Annotated in this window: 18 protein-coding genes and 1 other RNA gene; 1 reads left to right on the plus strand and 18 read right to left on the minus strand. The window is 33.9% G+C overall.

Translation table 11 applies throughout. From position 1 onward, the window contains the following. The first annotated feature begins 544 nt into the window (after positions 1-544). Positions 545-2,644, plus strand: a complete 2,100-nt coding sequence (locus STERM_RS11510) for a glutamine synthetase III family protein (RefSeq protein ID WP_041310777.1) — start codon at positions 545-547, stop codon at positions 2,642-2,644. A 141-nt stretch (positions 2,645-2,785) separates the two neighbouring features. Here STERM_RS11510 and STERM_RS11515 read toward each other — a convergent pair whose 3' ends face one another. From STERM_RS11515 to STERM_RS11590, 18 genes are all read right to left on the minus strand, one after another. Beyond that, entirely contained in the window at positions 2,786-3,250 is a 465-nt protein-coding gene (locus STERM_RS11515; RefSeq protein ID WP_012861790.1) for a DUF4259 domain-containing protein, read from the minus strand. 153 nt (positions 3,251-3,403) lie between these two features. Further along, complete coding sequence (yedF, locus tag STERM_RS11520; RefSeq protein WP_049768983.1) at positions 3,404-3,751, minus strand: sulfurtransferase-like selenium metabolism protein YedF; 348 nt, start codon at positions 3,749-3,751, stop codon at positions 3,404-3,406. A 29-nt stretch (positions 3,752-3,780) separates the two neighbouring features. Further along, positions 3,781-4,755 (minus strand): OmpG family monomeric porin, encoded by a 975-nt coding sequence (locus tag STERM_RS11525; protein WP_049768984.1) that lies wholly within the window; start codon positions 4,753-4,755, stop codon positions 3,781-3,783. Positions 4,756-5,046: 291 nt separating this feature from the next. Next, positions 5,047-5,169, minus strand: coding sequence for a hypothetical protein (locus tag STERM_RS22705; RefSeq protein WP_012861792.1), 123 nt, complete (start codon positions 5,167-5,169; stop codon positions 5,047-5,049). A 15-nt stretch (positions 5,170-5,184) separates the two neighbouring features. Further along, positions 5,185-5,403 carry a hypothetical protein gene (locus STERM_RS11530; RefSeq protein ID WP_012861793.1) on the minus strand — a complete coding sequence of 73 codons (219 nt, stop codon included), beginning with the start codon at positions 5,401-5,403 and terminating at the stop codon, positions 5,185-5,187. Positions 5,404-5,626: 223 nt separating this feature from the next. Next, a complete protein-coding gene (locus STERM_RS11535) occupies positions 5,627-7,027 on the minus strand; it encodes an MATE family efflux transporter (RefSeq protein ID WP_012861794.1) in 1,401 nt (466 codons plus the stop codon). Between the two features lie 18 nt (positions 7,028-7,045). After that, a complete protein-coding gene (locus STERM_RS11540) occupies positions 7,046-8,782 on the minus strand; it encodes an ABC transporter ATP-binding protein (protein ID WP_012861795.1) in 1,737 nt (578 codons plus the stop codon). Next, positions 8,783-9,859, minus strand: coding sequence for a lipid-A-disaccharide synthase (lpxB, locus tag STERM_RS11545; RefSeq protein WP_012861796.1), 1,077 nt, complete (start codon positions 9,857-9,859; stop codon positions 8,783-8,785). After that, entirely contained in the window at positions 9,852-10,658 is an 807-nt protein-coding gene (locus tag STERM_RS11550; protein ID WP_012861797.1) for an LpxI family protein, read from the minus strand. The genes lpxB and STERM_RS11550 overlap by 8 nt, the downstream gene beginning before the upstream one ends. Next, positions 10,658-11,434, minus strand: coding sequence for an acyl-ACP--UDP-N-acetylglucosamine O-acyltransferase (gene lpxA, locus STERM_RS11555; RefSeq protein ID WP_012861798.1), 777 nt, complete (start codon positions 11,432-11,434; stop codon positions 10,658-10,660). Before lpxA (STERM_RS11555) ends, STERM_RS11550 begins: the two co-directional genes overlap by 1 nt. Before the next feature lie 29 nt (positions 11,435-11,463). Further along, positions 11,464-12,240, minus strand: coding sequence for an acyl-ACP--UDP-N-acetylglucosamine O-acyltransferase (gene lpxA / locus STERM_RS11560; RefSeq protein WP_012861799.1), 777 nt, complete (start codon positions 12,238-12,240; stop codon positions 11,464-11,466). Between the two features lie 35 nt (positions 12,241-12,275). Beyond that, complete coding sequence (fabZ, locus tag STERM_RS11565; protein ID WP_012861800.1) at positions 12,276-12,701, minus strand: 3-hydroxyacyl-ACP dehydratase FabZ; 426 nt, start codon at positions 12,699-12,701, stop codon at positions 12,276-12,278. Between the two features lie 21 nt (positions 12,702-12,722). Next, positions 12,723-13,559 carry a UDP-3-O-acyl-N-acetylglucosamine deacetylase gene (lpxC, locus tag STERM_RS11570; RefSeq protein ID WP_012861801.1) on the minus strand — a complete coding sequence of 279 codons (837 nt, stop codon included), beginning with the start codon at positions 13,557-13,559 and terminating at the stop codon, positions 12,723-12,725. Between the two features lie 4 nt (positions 13,560-13,563). Further along, positions 13,564-15,738, minus strand: coding sequence for an ATP-dependent helicase (locus tag STERM_RS11575; RefSeq protein WP_012861802.1), 2,175 nt, complete (start codon positions 15,736-15,738; stop codon positions 13,564-13,566). A gap of 183 nt (positions 15,739-15,921) precedes the next feature. Then, the gene (locus STERM_RS11580) at positions 15,922-17,151 is read right to left on the minus strand and encodes a GNAT family N-acetyltransferase (RefSeq protein ID WP_012861803.1); all 1,230 of its coding nucleotides are present in this window, start codon (positions 17,149-17,151) and stop codon (positions 15,922-15,924) included. Positions 17,152-17,368: 217 nt separating this feature from the next. Continuing rightward, positions 17,369-17,632: signal recognition particle sRNA large type (gene ffs / locus STERM_RS21715), an RNA gene on the minus strand. Positions 17,633-17,742: 110 nt separating this feature from the next. Next, the gene (locus STERM_RS11585; RefSeq protein WP_012861804.1) at positions 17,743-18,543 is read right to left on the minus strand and encodes a phosphodiester glycosidase family protein; all 801 of its coding nucleotides are present in this window, start codon (positions 18,541-18,543) and stop codon (positions 17,743-17,745) included. 47 nt (positions 18,544-18,590) lie between these two features. Then, positions 18,591-19,445, minus strand: a complete 855-nt coding sequence (locus STERM_RS11590; RefSeq protein WP_012861805.1) for a lysophospholipid acyltransferase family protein — start codon at positions 19,443-19,445, stop codon at positions 18,591-18,593. Positions 19,446-19,519: the final 74 nt, after the last annotated feature.

A 19,519-nucleotide genomic window follows, 5' to 3' on the forward strand; every position in this document is an offset into this window, starting at 1 on the left:
AATCTCTCATTTTATTATCTTAATTTTTTCAGGTAAGAACAGCTATAATTGTTTTGTAGTCAGTGTATCAGTATAATGTCATGTTCATAAATCAGCCGTATAACACTGGATACGAACATTACATCACACCAAAAATTTACTTGTTCTTATATTCTACTATATTTTTCAAAAAATAAAAAATTTATTCTCTTTATGAAACATAAAAAAAAATTCATCAGCTGTTTTTGTCAATTTATTCAATGTTTTTAGTACTTTTTATAAAATGTCAAGCTTTTTTAATCATTAAATAAATTTATGCTTGACTTGAAAGGCATAAATATAATATAATCATTTAGGGATTAAAAAAAATGAAAGCGCTAGGGCTAAAATACCAAATATTTTAGTTGACGAGGAGAGAGAATTATCGAGACTATCAGCGGGTATTCTCTGGGTTGTAACAACCTAAAAGATAATAACAAACCTTATAAGTAATTATATGAACAAAAATATCTTAGTTACTAATCTCTGAAATTTAAATTATTTGGAGGAATCATTTATGGAAACTATGGAAAACAAGATGAAACTCTTCGGGGAAAATGCCTTTACTGACAAAAACCTGAAAAAAAGAGTTCCAAAAGATGTTTTTAAAGAATTTAAGCTTTCGCAGACTGGTGAAGTGGAACTTTCCCTTGCATCTGCCGAAGTCATTGCCAATGCTCTGAAAGACTGGGCAATAAAAAGAGGAGCCACACATTACAGCCACTGGTTTCAGCCGCTTACAGAGCTTACTGCTGAAAAGCACGACTCTTTCCTTGACCCGTCAAGTGATGAAGAAATTATCTACAGATTTTCTGGGAAAAGCCTTATAAAAGGTGAACCTGATGCATCTTCATTTCCTAACGGAGGTCTTAGAAGCACTTTTGAAGCCAGAGGATACACAGTGTGGGATACAAGCTCACCACCCTTCATAAAAGAAAATAAAAACGGAGCTACTCTATATATTCCCACTGCATTTATATCATATAACGGTGAAGCCCTTGATAAGAAAGTTCCGCTTCTCAGATCCATGTCTGCTGTTAATAAGCATGCTTTAAGAATTTTGAGAGCACTGGGTAATACCACTGCAAAAAACGTTGTATGTACATTGGGTGTTGAACAGGAATATTTCCTAATCAAAAGAGAGTTTTTTGAAAAAAGGGAAGATCTTCTTCTTACAGGAAGAACACTTTTTGGAGCACCGGCTCCGAAAGGCCAGGAACTAAATGACCATTACTTTGGTAAAATAAAAGAAAAAGTAATAAACTTTATGAGTGATCTTGATGCAGAGCTTTGGACAGTAGGTATCTCATCTAAGACAAGACATAATGAAGTTGCACCAAATCAGTTTGAGATAGCTTCTTTATTCAGTCTTGCCAATCAGGCCTCTGATCAGAATCAGGTTATCATGGAAACAATTGAAAAAGTCGCACTAAGACATGACTTGGTAGCACTTTTACATGAAAAACCTTTTGCCGGCGTAAATGGTTCCGGAAAACATAACAACTGGTCACTTGCTACAGATGACGGTGAAAACCTCCTTGAACCAGGTTACAGTCCGGAAAGAAACCTTCAGTTTTTACTGTTTTTATCGGCTGTTATAGAAGCTGTTGACAGATACTATCCTTTATTAAGAGTTACTACAGCAAGTGCTACAAATGACCACAGACTGGGAGGACATGAAGCGCCTCCGGCTATTATTTCAGTATTTCTCGGTGATCCGCTGACAAGTGCTCTGGAATTCGTAGCCCTGAATAAAGACAGTCTGCGTGAAGCGATAGAAAATCTGGAAATGGGAATAGAAAGTCTTCCAAAACTTCCGCTTGATTCAGGAGATAGAAACAGAACATCGCCTTTTGCCTTTACAGGTAATAAATTCGAATTCAGAATGCCCGGTTCCAGCTCTACACCTGCGACAACGGCTGCTTCAATAAACATAATCGTATCAAAGGTTCTGTCTGAATATGCAGACAAGCTTGAAAATTCCAATGATATAGAAAAAGCTGTTATTTCAATTATCACTGATGCGTATAAAAAGCATAACAGAATTATATTTAACGGAGACGGTTACAGTGAAGAATGGCATAAAGAAGCTGAAAAAAGAGGACTCAGCAATATTATTGCTGCCAGTGACTCATTAAGTACTTTCCTTGATGAAGAAATTACACAGATATGTGAAGAAATGAAAATACTAAGCAGAACAGAACTCGAGTCCCGTTATAATGCATATGCGGAGAGATATGTAACACAGTTATCTATAGAATCGAAGACTCTTATAGAAATTGCCAATAAGGATATTATACCGGCAGCAATAAAATATGCTAATATTCTTGCTGACAATATAGAAAAAACATCTAAAATCTATACAGGAATGACTACAGTGCAGGAAGATCTGCTAAAAGTAGTTCTTGAAAATATTACAGTCATAAAAACAGGTATTACATGCCTTGAAAGTAAGCTTTTTGAACTGAATAAAATTAATTCCATATCAGAACAGCTTGCATTCGCACATGACGAGTTTCTCAAAGGACTGAATGACCTGAGAGAGCCGTGTGATACTCTGGAAAAAATAATAGACAGAAATATCTGGCCTATGCCTACTTATAAGGATCTTTTATTTTTTCTGTAATTATGCCAAATAATTTTTATTAATACAAGAACCAAAGTGTCTGTATCTAATACAAACATATAAAAAAATGAGCTGAAATGAAGTGTCTCCAGCAGGCCGGTTAACCCGGCAGCGGCGGATCACTTCAAAAGGCTCATTTTTTTATAAATTATCTTTTATTTCTTTTAGTGTTTTCAGCAGTACTAAATTATGCTCTTTCCATTCCTGAAAACTGTCGCTGTCCTCCCAAAGCTCATATGTCTCATGCATTTCATCTTTTGGTTTGAGTATATCAGAAATCTGCTCTATCAGAAAACTCACATTCTCTTTATCAAATGATATATTGGTAATTTCCTCTTCTATATCTTCATCATCATCGTTTTCATAATTAATTATTACTTTACCATTCTTATGATATTCCTCCAAAAGCTCAGCCAAAACCATTACAGTATGGTCATAAAGAAAATCTATTTCCTCCGGCTTTTCCGGCAGAAATCCCGTTTCTTTAAAATGTTCAAGCAGATCTCCCATCTTTATTTCATCATTCTCTATACAGTAATCAGTGAATTCGTCAAAAACGTCAAGTCCCTCATCACTATCCAATGCCCTTACTCCCCATGCTCCCATGATTTTCTCCTTTTGTTTTTTTATTATGATATCTTTTTCATTATATAATATCACTTATAATATTTCAAAGCTTATTATTTATATTTAAAATTTTTTATATAAAAACTGTTTCTTTCAGATCTTACTGACCCGCAGAAACAGCTTTTATATTATTTACGGTTTTATTATTTTTCCCGCATTTTCCAATTTTTCTACAATTACTCTCATATTGCTTATTTTTCCTGCTGAAATTTTATCGCTTATATTATAGTAATCTGCACATGTTCCGCATAATAAAATTTCTACACCGTTTTTTTCCAGTAACTTTAAGTCATCCAGACATGCTGAATCATTCTCTGCAAGTAAAACGCCGGAATTATAAAAAACTATAGTCCCCGGTACTTTTTCACTTTCAGTAAGCACATGGATAAAACTCTTTATCAGAATTTCCCCGAGCTTATCATCACCATGCCCCATTTTATTCGAAGCTATTGCCAAAACTTCGCCTGAGTCTAATTTCACTGTCTAAACCCTCCTTCTTTTCAAATTTGTTAGAATGAATACGATAATCCCACACCTGTATAATGAAATTTACTAAATGACTTTTGTCCCGGTGCACTATCCTGCTGATTTCTCATCTCATAAGCATACTCAAGAGAAACTGCGAAGCCTGCCGGAAGCTGCTGGTCTATTCTAAGTCCTAATCTTGTATCTATTTCATTATTTGCCTGATTTGCACCTGCATTCCATGATTTATTGATAAATCCCTGCCTAAAGTATGGTGTTATTGTAGTTGTCTTCTCACCGAAGAATGCAAAATTCATTGGCACATACCCTCTGATCTGCTGGTTATTAAATGAGTTTTCAGTTGGTCCGCCCAGATTCCATCCTCTGTCCAGATAGTAATTCAATCTTACTGATATAAAATCATTGAATTTATATTTAAGTCCTGACTCAGTTTCCAACTCTTTATCCGAGTATCCGTTTTCCTGAGCATCGTTAAACATTGAGTAAAGACCTAACCATCCTTCATAACTTAAATTAGAAGTAAAATTATATCTCCAGTCAGGCTGGATATTCAGCCATCTGTTATTTGTGGTAGTAGGGCTTGTCCCGTCTTTGTGAAACCACTGATAATTTCTTAATGCCGCTCCTAATCCCACAGCATATTTATCATTATCCGTAAACTGATAATGAGCTCTAAGTTCCAGCCTGTTAAGATAATTGCCGCGTGTCCAGTCACTATAATCGAAATCATGATTTTCATTATAATTAGTCATTCCGAATGACCATTTTCCTTTTCTAAGATCAAAATAAACACTTGGTTCATAAAGGCCGTCTTTATCTCCGGACCCTTCTACATTTTCTGTTTCCTGTAAAATACCAAATGTCCCGTGCCATCCATCCCAGGGGCTTGTTACCTTATTGCGCGATTCTGTTACAGCTTCTGTCTTATCGGTTTCTTTTGCACTTAAGCTTATACTTAAAAGAGCAAAAACAGCCACCAAGAGTAATTTTTTTTTCATATTCATCACCTTTTTAGTTAGATTTTCATGAACCCCACTATACATAATAATGATATCTGATACTTTGTGATATGTCAATTTATTTTTTGTCACATTTTTCCTGTCTTTTTGCTCTCAACCTTGATTTTTATAACTTCATTTTATTAATCGAAAGGAAAATTTTTTTTCAATATTTTTTATTTTTAAACAAAATATTTCATCTTTTTAGGATATTATATTTACAAAAAGTATATAAAAAAAGACTTTCTATCTCCGGATAATTTTATAATTCCAAATAGAAAAGTCTTTTGCTCATCCTATTATTATTAAAGGCGGTCTTCTTACCCTTACTCTTGTTCCTCTGTAACCGTCCTCCACTACTACACACGATGTTACTGCCAAAGACAGTATTAATACCATATATAATTTTTTCATTCATTTCCTCCTTTTTTATCTTGCTTTATTCATATTCTGTGGTTTATTTTTTATGTTATTCTTTTTATTATTTACTACTTTCCTTGTTTCATATTTCAGACACTTTCCTGTCTTTCTGCTTTTTTGTACACATACCTTTTGTGTTACAGGCTTCTTTGCCGGTGTCGGCTTTGAAAATCCCACTACTGACAGCCCCATTAGTAACATTGATATTATTAATAAATTCTTTTTCATTATTATTACCTCATATTTATTTTATACACTTATATTAACAGCTCTTTGTGGCATAATAGTGAACCGGGAGTGAATTTTATGTGAACATTTTTAATTCTCTCTGACTGTTTTTCAAATCAAAAAATGAGAGCCGCATAAAAAATATTTATATTTTCATACATCTCTCATTTCTCATTTTATAAATAAAAAGGCTGTAAATAGATTAAAGCCTTTTTTTATCATATTATTTCATTATTTCTTTAGAAAGTTTTTTATTTTCAATTACGAGCAATACCCCTACAATAAATGTAAATATAACATCTGTAACAGGCTGTGCATACCATACTCCGTCCAGTCCCCAGATTCTGGTAAAAATAAGCATTACTATCATAAAAATGAATACCTGTCTCATAATATTAAGAATAATAGCTTCACGTGCATTTCCTATAGACTGGAAATAATTTGGCACTATTGTACCCACAGAAGCTGGAATAATAAGCATAAAGTATATTCTCATTGCTTTTATACCATCATGAATAACATTGGAATTACTGTCCTTGTTAAATAATAAAATTAATTCTCTTGGAATCAGCATTATTACCAAAAAGAATACTGCTGACATTATCAGTCCCCAAATTATAGACATATTAAATGAAGCCTTAACTCTGTCAAATCTCTTAGCACCGTAATTATAACCTATGATAGGCTGTGCCCCCTGAGCTATAGAGTACACTGACATTACAATAAGTGTCAGATATGTATTAATAATAGTCATTATTGCTACTCCGGTAGTTCCTCCCGTAGAGCTGATTACATTATTTATAACCACACCCACCGCTGCATTCACTGATTGCAGCAAAAATGACGACATTCCTATTTTCAAAATATCATAAGAAATCTTATAAGAAAGAGGAAGATGTTTTTTTCTTAATCTTAGTATGCTTGCCTCGTCAATAGACCTTCCGAACATATTTAGTCTGAATAACGGCTTGCCTCTGATAAAGAAATACATTACATAAACTGCTGATAATACATTTCCTATAAGTGTAGCATAAGCTGTTCCTTCTATCCCCATATGAAAAAGAACTACAAATATATAATCAAGCACAAGATTCACTACGCCGCCTATTATCATTGCAAACATCGCAGTTTTCGGAGCATTGGCAGCTCTCATCACATTGCTCAGCCCGTAAGAATAAAAATTAGCCAGTGAAATTGGTATCAAAATCCTCATATATGCTCTTGCATAAGGAAGTGTCTCGTTATTTGCCCCGGATTTCAGAAGTATAAAATCAAGATTAAACCATAATATTACAGTAAGAATAATACTTACTATAAAAAACAAGGTAACAGAATTTCCCAGTATTTTTTCCGAGTCTTCTATATTTTTCTGCCCAAGCCGTATGGATATTATTGTCCCGGCTCCTATTCCTATAAGCATACTAAAGGCTATAAAAACCATGAGCAGATAAAAAGTTATCCCCGATGCAGCCAGAGCTTCTTCTCCAATAAACTGTCCAATAAACCATCTGTCGACAAAATTGTACACTACTATTACAATATTCCCTATTAAAGCAGGAATAGTATATTTCCTCAAAAGTTTTCCTACTGATTCTGTTTCCAGTTCACTTTGCTTTCTCCTCATATCGCTATCCTATCTATATTAGTCTTCGAAATTTCTCTCATATAATGATTTATATATCCCGTTTTTGGCAATTAATTCATGATGAGTTCCCATTTCTTTGATTTCACCCTTTTGCAGCACTACTATTTTATCACTGTTTATTACTGTAGATAATCTGTGAGCTATTATAAAAGTAGTTTTTTCCAGCATTAACTTCTCCAAAGCCTCCTGAACCAGCTTTTCTGATTCATTATCCAGTGCGCTTGTTGCTTCGTCCAGAATCAGTATCTGCGGATTTTCCAAAATCGCTCTTGCTATAGCAATTCTCTGCTTCTGCCCGCCCGATAAAAGTACCCCTCTTTCACCAATCTCTGTTTCATAACTGTCACTAAGTTTCACGATGAATTCATGGGCATTTGCCATCTTAGCTGCTCTGATTATTTCATCATCTGTAGCGTGTCTGTTTCCATATCTTATATTTTCTTTTATTGATCCGCCGAACAGAAAAGTTTCTTGCGGGACTATTCCTATATTTCTTCTGAGTGATTTTATCTCATAATCTCTTACATCTATACCGTCTACTTTTATACTACCCTTACTTACATCATAGAATCTTGGTATCAGATTGGCTATTGTAGTTTTCCCGCCTCCGGAATTCCCCACCAGAGCCACAGTTTCTCCTTTTTTCACATAAAGATTTATATCTTTTAATACATAATCTTCATCATCATTATAGGAAAAAAAGACATTAGATAATTCTATATCCCGCTTAAATGTATCAAATTTCACCGGATTTTCGCCGTTTATTATTTCCGGCTCCAGCTTCATTATCTCAAATACTCTCTCTATAGCAGACGAATTATTATTAATGTTATTAATTGTTCCCACCGATCTTTTGGCAGGAGTATACATGGCAGAAATAGCCCCTATTACAGTAATAAAATGTCCGGTTGTGAAGCCATGTCCTCTTATTACCCTGTATCCGCCAAACATCAGAAGTAAAGCTACTATAATATAGTTCAGTCCTTCAGTAATGGAATTCGATTTTGCATCATATCTTATACTGTTCATACTATGCACTCTCAGTTTGTTTGTAAGATTTTTAAACTTTGATTTCTCATAACTCTCAGTAGCAAAAGCCTTAATTACTTTAATACCTGATATAGTTTCCTGAAGTGTGCTGTTTAGGTCTCCTGTTGCTTCCTGTCTGTCTTTTCCGGCTTTTTTTAATTTTTTAGCATATTTTTTTACTATTTGGATCAAAATCGGAGTTATTACAACAATGGACAAAGTCAGTTTCCAGTCTGTGTACATTGCTATACTAAATAAGACTACCGCCTGCACTACATATGAAAGCAGATTAAAAAGATTCAGTATCATAGTATTTATATTTTGTGCATCATTGGTAAATCTTACCATTAATTCCCCTACTTTTATTTCAGTAAAAAATTTCAGATCCAGACTCTGTATCTTTACATACATATCATTTATAACATCTCTGTATATTCCGGTAGATATACGCCCGGAAAAAATAGTAGATAAATATATTAAAAAACCGCCCATTACTGCCAGCCCTATCATTGAACACGCCGCATATAATATATCCTTTTCACTGCCTCCGGAAATCCCCTTGTCAAACAGTCTGTTTACCAGTGCAAGAGGAGCTGCCGCAGTTACTCCTGCCAGAATTGTCATAAGAAAATTAACCCCTATGAGAACTCCGTATCTTTTTATATATTTGTTTAACTGTAAATATAATTTCTTTAATTCATTCATTTATAAAGCCCTTTCCAAAATAAATTGAGATATTCTGTCTGTTACCCCTTTTTCCCCCATCAGAACCCTGCTCTCCAAAAGAGATTCTACCACGGCTTTCTTAGAATTATCTATATAATTCATTTTCTTTTTTATATTTTTTATATTAAAATCATTTTGTATAAGCTCTGGAAGTACTTCTTTTCCCGCTCCTATATTAGTAAGTGAAATATAAGCTATTTTCAATATATTTCTTGCAATAAATACATTTAAGGAAGACGTTTTGTAACCTACTATTACAGGCAGACCCATAAGTGCCATCTCAAACGTTACGGTTCCAGATGTAGCCACAGCCATTCTCAGCTCTTTTCTGATATCTTCCAGTTTTGAAAAGCTTATTTCCATGTTCGGATAATCAGCCTGATCAAACGGAATATAATTCAGATGAGATTCATCAGCAAGCCTTAATATGAACTTTTCATCTTTTTCAGCTTTCACGAGCTCCAGCATTACCGGAAGCATTTTCACTATTTCCTGTCTTCTGCTTCCCGGCAGCAGAAGTACCTTTTCCCCATAACTATCTGAAAATTCATATTTATCTATAAACGGATTTCCAAAATATGATACACTCATATTTTTTTTATCATAATACTCTTTTTCCCAAGGAAAAATAACTATTATTTCATCTAGCTTTTTCAGCTTCTCTATTCTTTTTTCACCCCATGCCCATACTTTCGGCGGAATATAATAAAAAGTTTTTATATCGGTTATTTCCTTTTTCAGCATTTCAAAAAATCTCAGGTTAAAACCGCCGTAATCCACAAAAATAACATTTTTTATATCATTTTTTTTTATGAATTCTATATACTCTCCGGCTTTTTTCTTGAAATATTTATACTTTTTTACTGCTTCTGCAAAACCCATTATATCATTATCTTTAATATGCTGAATCAATACAGCACCTTCAGAAGCTGATTTATCCCCGGCCATTCCAAAAAATTCCGCACCTGTATCAGCCTTTTTTACAGCTCTGATTATATATGATAAATGCAGGTCTCCGGACATCTCACCGCATGAAACAAAAAATTTATTATTCATATTTTATTCCTTTTATAAATATTTTATTTTTATCAGCAAAATTTATTACTTCTTCCTGATCTATAAATAACATATGCTCTGATTCTATTACTATACCTTTTGCTTTTATCTCTGCTGCTTTTTTTACTGTATCTATCCCGATTGTAGGTATATCAATTCTGTAATCCTGATTCGGACGTGCCATCTTCACTACTATACAGTCTTTCCCTGCATACTCGCCCGCACGCTCTATTGTTTTATCAGTTCCTTCTACTCCTTCCAGAGCAACCACTGATTCATTCTTTACCACTACAGTTTGCCCAGCGTCAATAGCAGTAAGCATTCTTGCAGCCTCTATTCCTATTTCTATAGTTTTCATATCATCAGGAAGCGCTTTTCTCCTAGTGTACTCCACTTCCTTTGCCATATATCTGTCCATAAGAAAATTCTGGGGTAATACTTCTATCCCTTCTTTTTCCAGATGGTTTATAATTGCCATCAGTATATTTTTATCTTTTTTATTTCTGGTACTCATCAATATTTTTGTTGCAACCAAATCAAATTTTAAATTGGAAAATATAAGATTTTTCTCCACTTTCCCAAGCATAATTAATTTACTTATTTCCTTTGATTTTAAATACTTTATTATTTTCCCCACCTGGGCAATACTGTATTTTACAGAGTTCGCATATTCTTTTATTTTGTTATCCACTCCGTCAAAAAGATAAATAGGATATACCTCATACCCTTTATCTACAGCCTCTTCCAAAAATAAAGTCGGGAGCTTTCCAGCTCCTGTAATAATTGCAATTTTATTCATTATCTTGTAATACCTCTTTTACTTTTTTTGATAAAAGCTATTATATGGTCTATATTTTTATCGTCAGGAAATTTTTCTTTCAGCTGAACAAGAGCTTCTTCCAGCTTCAGTCCTCTTTTGAATATTATCTTATAGCTTTCTCTCAGATTTTTTATTTCTTCTTCTGTAAAGCCTCGTCTTTTAAGACCGGTAATATTTATATAAGCTGCTCTTGCTTTATTTCCTTCAGCAAGAGTATAAGGAACCACGTCCTGATTTACTGCAGAAGCACCGCCTACCATAGCATGACGTCCTACTCTTACAAACTGGTGTATAGGTGTCAGTCCGCCGATTACAGCATACTCTTCTACATATACATGTCCTGCTAGTGTAGCCCCGTTCGCAAGAATACAATTATCCTCTACCATACAGTCGTGCGCAATATGAACATAGGCCATTATCAGACAGTTATTGCCTACTGTTGTTTCGAATCTATCCTCAGTTCCTCTGTGAATTGTAACAAATTCTCTGATTTTATTATTGTCTCCGATAACGACTCTTGTTTCTTCACCGTGAAATTTCAGATCCTGAGGTACTTTTCCTATAGAAACAAATGAAAAAATATAATTTTTCTTACCTATTATTGTTTCACCCTCTACCACAACATGAGATTCCAGCACTGTTCCGGAATCTATCGATACCTGTGGTCCGATTATACAATACGGTCCTATCTTTACATCATCTGCAATTTTGGCTCCAGCGGCAATAATTGCAGTTTCATGTATATTTTTATTCATAAAATTACCATCCTATTTTTTATTTGTTCTTATCTTGCTATTCCCCTTTTGCTTTCCCTGATAAACTGTATCATATGCTTGATATTTTTATCATCGGGAAATTTTTCCTGCATCTGTCTTATTGCTTCTTCGAGTTTGTTCCCTCTTTTAAAAATTATTTTATATGCCTCTTTCAGATTTCTTATTTCATCTTCGCTAAAACCACGCCGTCTCAGACCTACCATATTTATGAAAGCCGAGTTGGCCTTAACGCCTTCTGCCAGAGTAAAGGGAAGTATATCCTGAAATACGTACGAGGCACCGCCTACCATAGCATGACATCCTATACGTACATTTTCATAAACAGGAGTCAGAGCACTTATAATAGCATTAGTTTCCACATATACATGTCCGGTTAATGTCACATTATTTCCCAGAATACAGTTGCTTTCTATTGTACAGTCATTTCCTATATGGACATAGGCCATTATCAGACAGTTATTCTCTATTTTTGTTTCGAATTTATCTTCGGTTCCTCTGTGTATGGTTACAAATTCCCTGATTTTATTGTTATTCCCTATTGTTATTTTCGTGTGTTCGTTTAAATAGTCGATATCCTGCGGCATCTTTCCTATTGAAACAAATGAATATATATAATTATTTTCACCGATGGTCGTATCTCCGTCCAAGGTCACGTGTGACTCCAGAACAGTTCCGGCACCTATACTTACCTGAGGCCCTATAATACAAAACGGACCTATTTTTACATCATCAGCTATTATGGCTTTATCTGACACAATAGCTGTTTCATGTATATGAATACTCATATTTTCCTCCAAATAGTAATACTTCCTTAATATTATTATCTGTCATGTATTGCAAACATCAGTTCTGCTTCGCTGACAACTGCCCCGTCAACAAGACATCTTCCTTTTGCCTGTATAATTCTGCTTTTTACTTTCAGCTTTTCTACTTCTATTCTAAGCTGATCTCCCGGAACTACCTGTTTTCTGAATTTACATTTATCTACAGACATAAACAAAGGTATTTTCCCCGGTTCAAGCATAAGAAGTCCTACTGCCTGTGCCATAGCTTCCACCTGTAAAACTCCCGGCATTACCGGCAGACCCGGAAAATGACCGTTAAAAAATTCCTCGTTTATTGTAATATTTTTAATAGCAACAAGACTTTCTGTTCCGTTTTTTTCGATTACTCTGTCTACTAATAAAAAAGGATATCTGTGTGGTAAAATATTCATAATATCTTCTATTTTCATTACTGGTTCCATAATTTTTCCTCCTAAAATTTCTTATATTAAACTTTTCAGTTTTTCTGATAATTTTGAATTTATAAAATGTCCTGCTTTCACAGCTATCAGGTGTCCTTTTACAGGTCTGTTCAATATATATATATCTCCTATCAGATCCAGAATTTTATGTCTTACGAACTCGGTTTCATATCTGAGACCTTCGGGATTAATTACACCGTCTTTTTTTATAACAATTGCATTCTCGAGACTTCCGCCCAAAGCAAGATTATGACTCTGCATATATTCTATTTCATAATCAAAGCAAAATGTTCTTGCAGGTGCTATCTCTTTCGTATAATTTTCCTGATTCAGATCTATTTCATAATATTGTGCTTTCAGAAAAGTATGACCAAAATCTATCGTATACGATATTTTAAATCCGTCATACGGCAGGGCAATTATGTATTTCCCGTCTTTCTCCTCTGAAAAATAAACAGGCTCTGTTATTACAACAGGTTCTATGTCTCTTTCCAGCTCTATAAGTCCTGTTTCATTTATTTTTTCTATAAATATAACAGAGCTTCCGTCCATAATAGGCAGTTCATTACCGTTTATTTCCACTAACAGATCTGTTATCCCTGTTATGTGAAATACTGACATTATATGCTCTATGGTATAAACCATCGCACCACTGGAATTTCTTATATTTGTCCCTCTTTCCAGCTCAAAAAGATTATCAGGAGAAACTTTTATTTCGTTATCTCCCGGAAGATCGACCCTTTTGAATGTAATTCCGCTGTAATCAGTTACCGGTCTTAATTTTATTTCTATTTTTTCACCCTTATGAAGCCCTATTCCATTATAAGTAATTTCATCTTTTATAGTCTTTCTTTTCATAACACTATCCTTTCAAGAATCTGTCGGCCAATGCTAAGGCTATTTTCTTTTCCCCTGTCATAAAATCCACTGTTACGCTTTTATTATCTATACCTGTTACCTTGCCTTTTCCGAATTTTATGTGGTTTACATATTCCCCGATCTTATATCTGGCATCTACAGCTGCTTTTTTATAAGGATTAAAATTTTCTATATCTGTCATAGGTTTAAAGTTTTCTGACTTTAGCGGCTCGGTATTTCTAAATAATTCTGATTTTCTCTCTTTTTTATTCAAAAATTCCAGTTCATCCTGTGATAATTCACCAATAAATCTCGAAGCAGGACGCCCGTAACTCGACTGCCCCCAAAGCATTCTTTCGGAAGCATGTGACAGTCTCAATTCTTTTTTTGCTCTTGTTATTGCTACATAGCAAAGTCTTCTTTCCTCTTCCAGATCTTCATCATTCAGAATAGATGCTTCCCCGGGAAAAAGCCCCTCTTCCATTCCCGCTATGAATACAAAATCAAATTCAAGTCCTTTTGAACTGTGTATTGTCATGAGCTTCACAAAATTTTCCTCATCATCCATGCTGTCTGTAGCAGATGTAAGAGAAATAAATTCCAGATATTCACTTAATGTAATCCCCGGATATTCTCTTTCTATTTCACGTATACTATTCATTAATTCTTCTATATTCTTTACTCTATCTTCTTTATTATCCTCTATGGAATCAATATATTTTGTTCTGTTTAGTATCTCCTGAAATATCTCACTTACTGTCATATGTTCAAGATTTTCCAGAACATCTGTCAGCAGTCTGTAAAAATCTTTTAGTTTTTCTTTCGCAGCGGCACGCAATCCTGATACTTCGTCTATATATTTTAACGACTCAAATAATGATATTCCCTTTTGTGCTGCTATTTCCGCAAATTTTGCCACTGACTTATCCCCGATAGATCTTTTCGGCACATTAATTATTCTTACAAAATTCAGATTATCCTGTATGTTATTTATTACACTCAGGTAAGCCAAAAGATCTTTTACTTCTCTTCTCTGGAAAAACTGCATTCCTCCGTAAACTCTGTATTTTATATTATTCAGAAGCATTTTTTCCTCAAGTACTCTTGACTGGGCATTAGTTCTGTAAAGAACCGCCATATCCTTGAAGGGAACACCCTCTCTGTTTTTTCTGACTATTTCTTCTGCTATGAAGTTAGCTTCATCAAATGTATTTGCTGCATTAAAAACCTGAATTTTTTCGCCCTTTCCTGCATCTGTCCAGAGCTTCTTCCCTCTTGAGGATTTATTATTTCTGATCAGTTCATTTGCTGCATTAAGTATTCTCTCAGTGGATCTGTAATTTTTTTCAAGTTTTATTACCAAAGCATTTTTGTAATCACGTTCAAAGTTCAGTATATTATTTATATTTGCCCCTCTGAAAGCATAAATACTCTGGTCTTCATCACCGACTACACAGATATTGTTATACTTGGATGCTATCTTATTTATTATTTCATACTGAAGATCATTAGTATCCTGATACTCATCTACTATTATATATCTGTATCTTTCCTGTACTCTTTCCAATACTTCCGAATTATCCAAAAGCTTATTCGCATTCAGTATCAAATCCGAAAAATCCATTGCATTACTGGACCTCAGAGTTTTATCATATTTATCGTATATATCGAAAAATACTCTGTTTGAAGGTACACGCAGGTCTACTTCTCTTTCTATTGTCTTTATATCTATTCCTTTTTCCTTCAGCTTGCTTATTCTGTTGGCTATTTTACCGGGAGTGCTGTCATCCTGTACATTCAATTCCTTCATTATTTTACTTATTAATGATTTTTGATCATCAGTATCATAAATATTGAAATTTTTTCCATAACCCAACTTCTCGCCGTATATTCTTAAAAGTCTTACAGAAAATGAGTGAAATGTAGAAATCTGCAGATTATGAATATCATTTCCTACCAGAGCCTCTGCTCTTTCTTTCATTTCTTTTGCTGCTTTGTTGGTAAATGTAAGAGCCAGTATATTCAAAGGTGATACGCCCTTTTCCCTTACCATGTGAGCTATTCTGTATGTTACTGTTCTTGTCTTTCCGCTTCCTGCACCCGCCAGTATCAGCACAGGACCGTCTATATGTTCTGCTGCTTCTCTTTGTTCTTTATTCAGACCGTCTAATATACTCATTTGTTTCCTCTTCTATTATAAAATTTTATTAATTATACCATACATTATGCACAATAGCAATGTCCGCACCATAATTCCAAAAGATTTTTCAGTTAAATCCAAGCTCAAAAACAGGTACCTTAATTTGTTATTTTTACTGCATAAAAAATAATGTCAACCTAAAATTATCTTTAAAATATTTTATTAATACACAGGTTCTACATGTATTATTACATCTTTAAGATTTTTGTATTTCAGCTTGAGCTTGTTTGAAATTTCATGTGACAAATCATGGGCTTCTATTACCAGCATATTTTTATTCACCCTTATATCCATAAAAAGATAAATATTCTCCCCTGATTTAGACATATGAAAATCATGGGCATTCTCCACGCCTTTTTCTCTTATTACTTCATTATAGACTTTCTCGAGAAATTCCTTATCCTGTGTATCCAGAAGCTCCAGCGAATTATCTCTTATTATGCCGTATCCTTCTTTTATAATATATAAAATTACTGCTATACCAAGAACAGAATCCACCATAGGACTTACCTGTCTTGATAAAAATATTCCTATAACAACCGATGTACTTATTATAAAATCAGATTTATAATCTTTTGAAAGAGCAAGTAAAAGTGTATTATTAAGTCTCTCTCCGTTTCTCTTTATAAAAATAAACTGCCCGGCTTTTATTATCAGGGAAATAATTGAAACTCCTATAAGTAACGCCGGCGGCTGCGTGCTTACTTCTCCCCTGAACAGCTTCATTACATTTTCATACAGTATATTTGAAGCTGCCACTATAATAAGTGTCCCTATTATGATACTCATAATAGACTCCATTTTTCCGTGCCCGAAAGGATGATGTTCGTCTTCCGGCTTACTTCCTGCCTTCAGACCTACCACTGCTATAGTATTGCTTACACAGTCAGTAAGTGAATTCACTCCGTCTGCGATCAGTGCGGTACTGTTTCCCATATAACCAAAAACTATTCTTAAAGAAGCCAGAATTATATTTATAAATAAATTAAATATAATCACCAGCATTGCTTTTTTTTCTTTTTTCCTTTTGATGCTCAGGCCGTTTCTTATATAAGCATCCCCGTTTCTCACAAATTTCAGTCTTTCAAGAAATTTATTGGAATTCTTATGGTCTAAAACAATCAGCTCGTCATAATCTTTGCTTCTCAGCCAGTTTATTATATATTTTAGAAGCTTAGTCCCATAACCGGTATTTCTGTAACCTTCTCTTATAAATATTCTTTTTAAAACAGGTATTTCATTCATTTCCAAAACTGCATAACCCATTTCCATGTCTCTGTCATTTATTATAAAATACTCTTCTTCCGTTTTTGGAATTTCAAATTCATCATCAAGTTTTTTTAACTCATCAAGTTTTTCTATTTCGTCCTCTTTTAATTTTATTATATCCAATTTTCCTCCTGGAATTAAAATAATTTATTAATAAAAAAAGCCAGAAAAATCCAGCTAATATCTTTTCTAGTATGGCAACCTGTTTATTCTTGGTTAAATGGTGCTGAATATTTTATCACTCTGCAAAGCAGAAAAATTCTAGCTGACTGCACCAAATGATACAGACAGTAAAATAAACAGTGGCATTTAGCTAAAAGTAAACAAATTACTATACTAGCCATACACCGAACTCTCGAAATAACTCAATATATGTTTCGACAGACAAAGGCTCAAAAAAAGCTACCCTACAAACCCAGAAACTTTCGACTTAGTGCTGCTTCGTTCCCGACCTGACACGATTCACCGACATCCTGCAATATAGGACTTTTTTCTCAACGCCGCTGCCTGAAGGCTTTATACCAAATTACCCCTCAAGCTCAGATTCACCTCCACTAGAGCGGGTTGTGGATACAGGGCACCGCTAATTCCCCGGCTAGTATGGCAAGTGATATTCTATCATTTTTGCTTATAATTGTCAACTTCTTTAGTACTTTTTATATTCAAAAATGTTGAATTTCCTTATATAAAAAGAACAGCTTTATATTGCAGGAGCTAGTGCCTTTTCTCGGAAGTTATAATAACTGCAAATGGATAATCCTGTTCAGGTATTTTCTTCTCATCTGCAAAATACATTTTGGAGATAGCTCCGTCCAAAAAAAGCAGATCTTTACAATTCAGCTTATCCAATGCATATTTTGAAAAATCATAAAAATTGATCTTTTCGCTGCTCATAAGAAAAAACACCTTATTCTCTCTGTCTATTCCTACAGCACTTCGTATTTTAAATGATTCAGAATTTTTTCCTATTTTTTTATTTATTACTCCGTTTTCTATAAGCAGAGGTCCTGACTGTGTTGCATAACTAATGTTTTCATTATATTCAAAAGCTTTGGATTCGGATATTTTGGGCTGGTTATTCTGAATATAAAATACTCCGTTCGGCTGCATATAGAAGTTTCCTTCTCCGTCAGCAAGATTTATTTTTGATATTATCTTGTGATTTTCTATGTATAATCCGTTTGGCTCATATTCTTCACTGTATATTCCTCCATTTGTGGCAAAATTAATCTTATTCCCTGTATTCTCCTGAATAAATTTTGACAACTCCGAGTATGCTTTATTATTTTCATCTTTCCAGTACATTTTTATTATTTCTTTATTTAAATCAGGTTTGTATACTGTGAAACCCCTGTCCTCAATTTTTTTCCCGTAAACAACTTCTTTTTCTTCTGCATTATCAGAGAAAGTATCTGTTATTTCTGAAGTCTCTTTAGTCTTTTTTGAAAATTTCATAAAAAATATTCCGGTAATTCCTAACACTAATACTAAAATTAATAAATAAATTTTTTTCATGTTTTCTCCCCATTCGGCACAGTTTTCTGTTTACTCCGACGTATTCCTTATATTTTCCATCTGTTATGCTGCCACATATACTGTTCAGGATATTTTTTTATTAATTCCTCAAAATCATAGAACAGTTTTTGCGTATTATACTGCAGTGTTTCTCTTAGCTTCCCTATTTTTTCTATCTCGAGTTCTTTTACAAAAGTTATATTTATTCTGTCCTTCTTAAAGACCGAATATGCTAAAACTATAGGTGCTTTATACTTCATTGCCAAAAGTATATTTCCCTCGTTTGCTTTGGTAGACCTTCCAAAAAATTCTATATCTACCCCGTTTGAATACTGATCTGAAGCAAGTATCAAAAGTCCTTTATTTCTGAAACATTCCGAAATTTTCTCATTTGATCCGTTTTCCACATTTTTTAATATAGTTTTAGCTCCGGTTTTCTCCCTGTAGCTTGTCATCAGATTATTTAAATATGGATTTTTCTGTTTCTTAAAAACAGTATATACATCAAACCATTTCGCAAGTGAAAATCCTGCTTCAAATCCTCCCATATGAAGTGTAGTCAGGATCAGACCTTTCCCTCTTCCGTAGAGTTCTTTTGCCAGTTGAATATTATCTGTTTCTATAGCTTTTTTTTCTATTAATTCTGTTAAAAATAAAGGGATAAAAGTATTCTTTGCCACAGTCTTATAAGACTCTTTTGCTATTTTTTTCAATTCCTTCATGCTTTTCTCCGGAAATGCTATCTTTAAGTTTTCATATGTCAGACTTCTTCTTTTCTTTATAACATAGTAAGTTAACATACCTAAAAATTCAGCAAACTTAAATCGAAGTGCCAAAGGAAAAAATTCCAGAATTTTTTTCAATCCTTTTATCAATACAACTTCCATTTTAAACTTATTCATTTGTTTTTCTCCCAGATATATTAAATATTTTCGCTGAATAACTTTAAAAGACATAAGTGAATTTAAAATTACAG

Source organism: Sebaldella termitidis ATCC 33386, assembly GCF_000024405.1.
Classification (GTDB): Bacteria; Fusobacteriota; Fusobacteriia; order Fusobacteriales; family Leptotrichiaceae; genus Sebaldella; species Sebaldella termitidis.

Coding starts and splice junctions, on each gene's coding strand:
- STERM_RS11510 (WP_041310777.1), top strand. CDS start 545: ATGGAAAACAAGATGAAACTCTTCGGGGAAAATGCCTTTACTGACAAA.
- STERM_RS11515 (WP_012861790.1), bottom strand. CDS start 3,250: ATGGGAGCATGGGGAGTAAGGGCATTGGATAGTGATGAGGGACTTGAC.
- STERM_RS11525 (WP_049768984.1), bottom strand. CDS start 4,755: ATGAAAAAAAAATTACTCTTGGTGGCTGTTTTTGCTCTTTTAAGTATA.
- STERM_RS22705 (WP_012861792.1), bottom strand. CDS start 5,169: ATGAAAAAATTATATATGGTATTAATACTGTCTTTGGCAGTAACATCG.
- STERM_RS11530 (WP_012861793.1), bottom strand. CDS start 5,403: ATGAAAAAGAATTTATTAATAATATCAATGTTACTAATGGGGCTGTCA.
- STERM_RS11535 (WP_012861794.1), bottom strand. CDS start 7,027: ATGAGGAGAAAGCAAAGTGAACTGGAAACAGAATCAGTAGGAAAACTT.
- STERM_RS11540 (WP_012861795.1), bottom strand. CDS start 8,782: ATGAATGAATTAAAGAAATTATATTTACAGTTAAACAAATATATAAAA.
- lpxB (WP_012861796.1), bottom strand. CDS start 9,859: ATGAATAATAAATTTTTTGTTTCATGCGGTGAGATGTCCGGAGACCTG.
- STERM_RS11550 (WP_012861797.1), bottom strand. CDS start 10,658: ATGAATAAAATTGCAATTATTACAGGAGCTGGAAAGCTCCCGACTTTA.
- lpxA (WP_012861798.1), bottom strand. CDS start 11,434: ATGAATAAAAATATACATGAAACTGCAATTATTGCCGCTGGAGCCAAA.
- lpxA (WP_012861799.1), bottom strand. CDS start 12,240: ATGAGTATTCATATACATGAAACAGCTATTGTGTCAGATAAAGCCATA.
- fabZ (WP_012861800.1), bottom strand. CDS start 12,701: ATGGAACCAGTAATGAAAATAGAAGATATTATGAATATTTTACCACAC.
- lpxC (WP_012861801.1), bottom strand. CDS start 13,559: ATGAAAAGAAAGACTATAAAAGATGAAATTACTTATAATGGAATAGGG.
- STERM_RS11575 (WP_012861802.1), bottom strand. CDS start 15,738: ATGAGTATATTAGACGGTCTGAATAAAGAACAAAGAGAAGCAGCAGAA.
- STERM_RS11585 (WP_012861804.1), bottom strand. CDS start 18,543: ATGAAAAAAATTTATTTATTAATTTTAGTATTAGTGTTAGGAATTACC.
- STERM_RS11590 (WP_012861805.1), bottom strand. CDS start 19,445: ATGAATAAGTTTAAAATGGAAGTTGTATTGATAAAAGGATTGAAAAAA.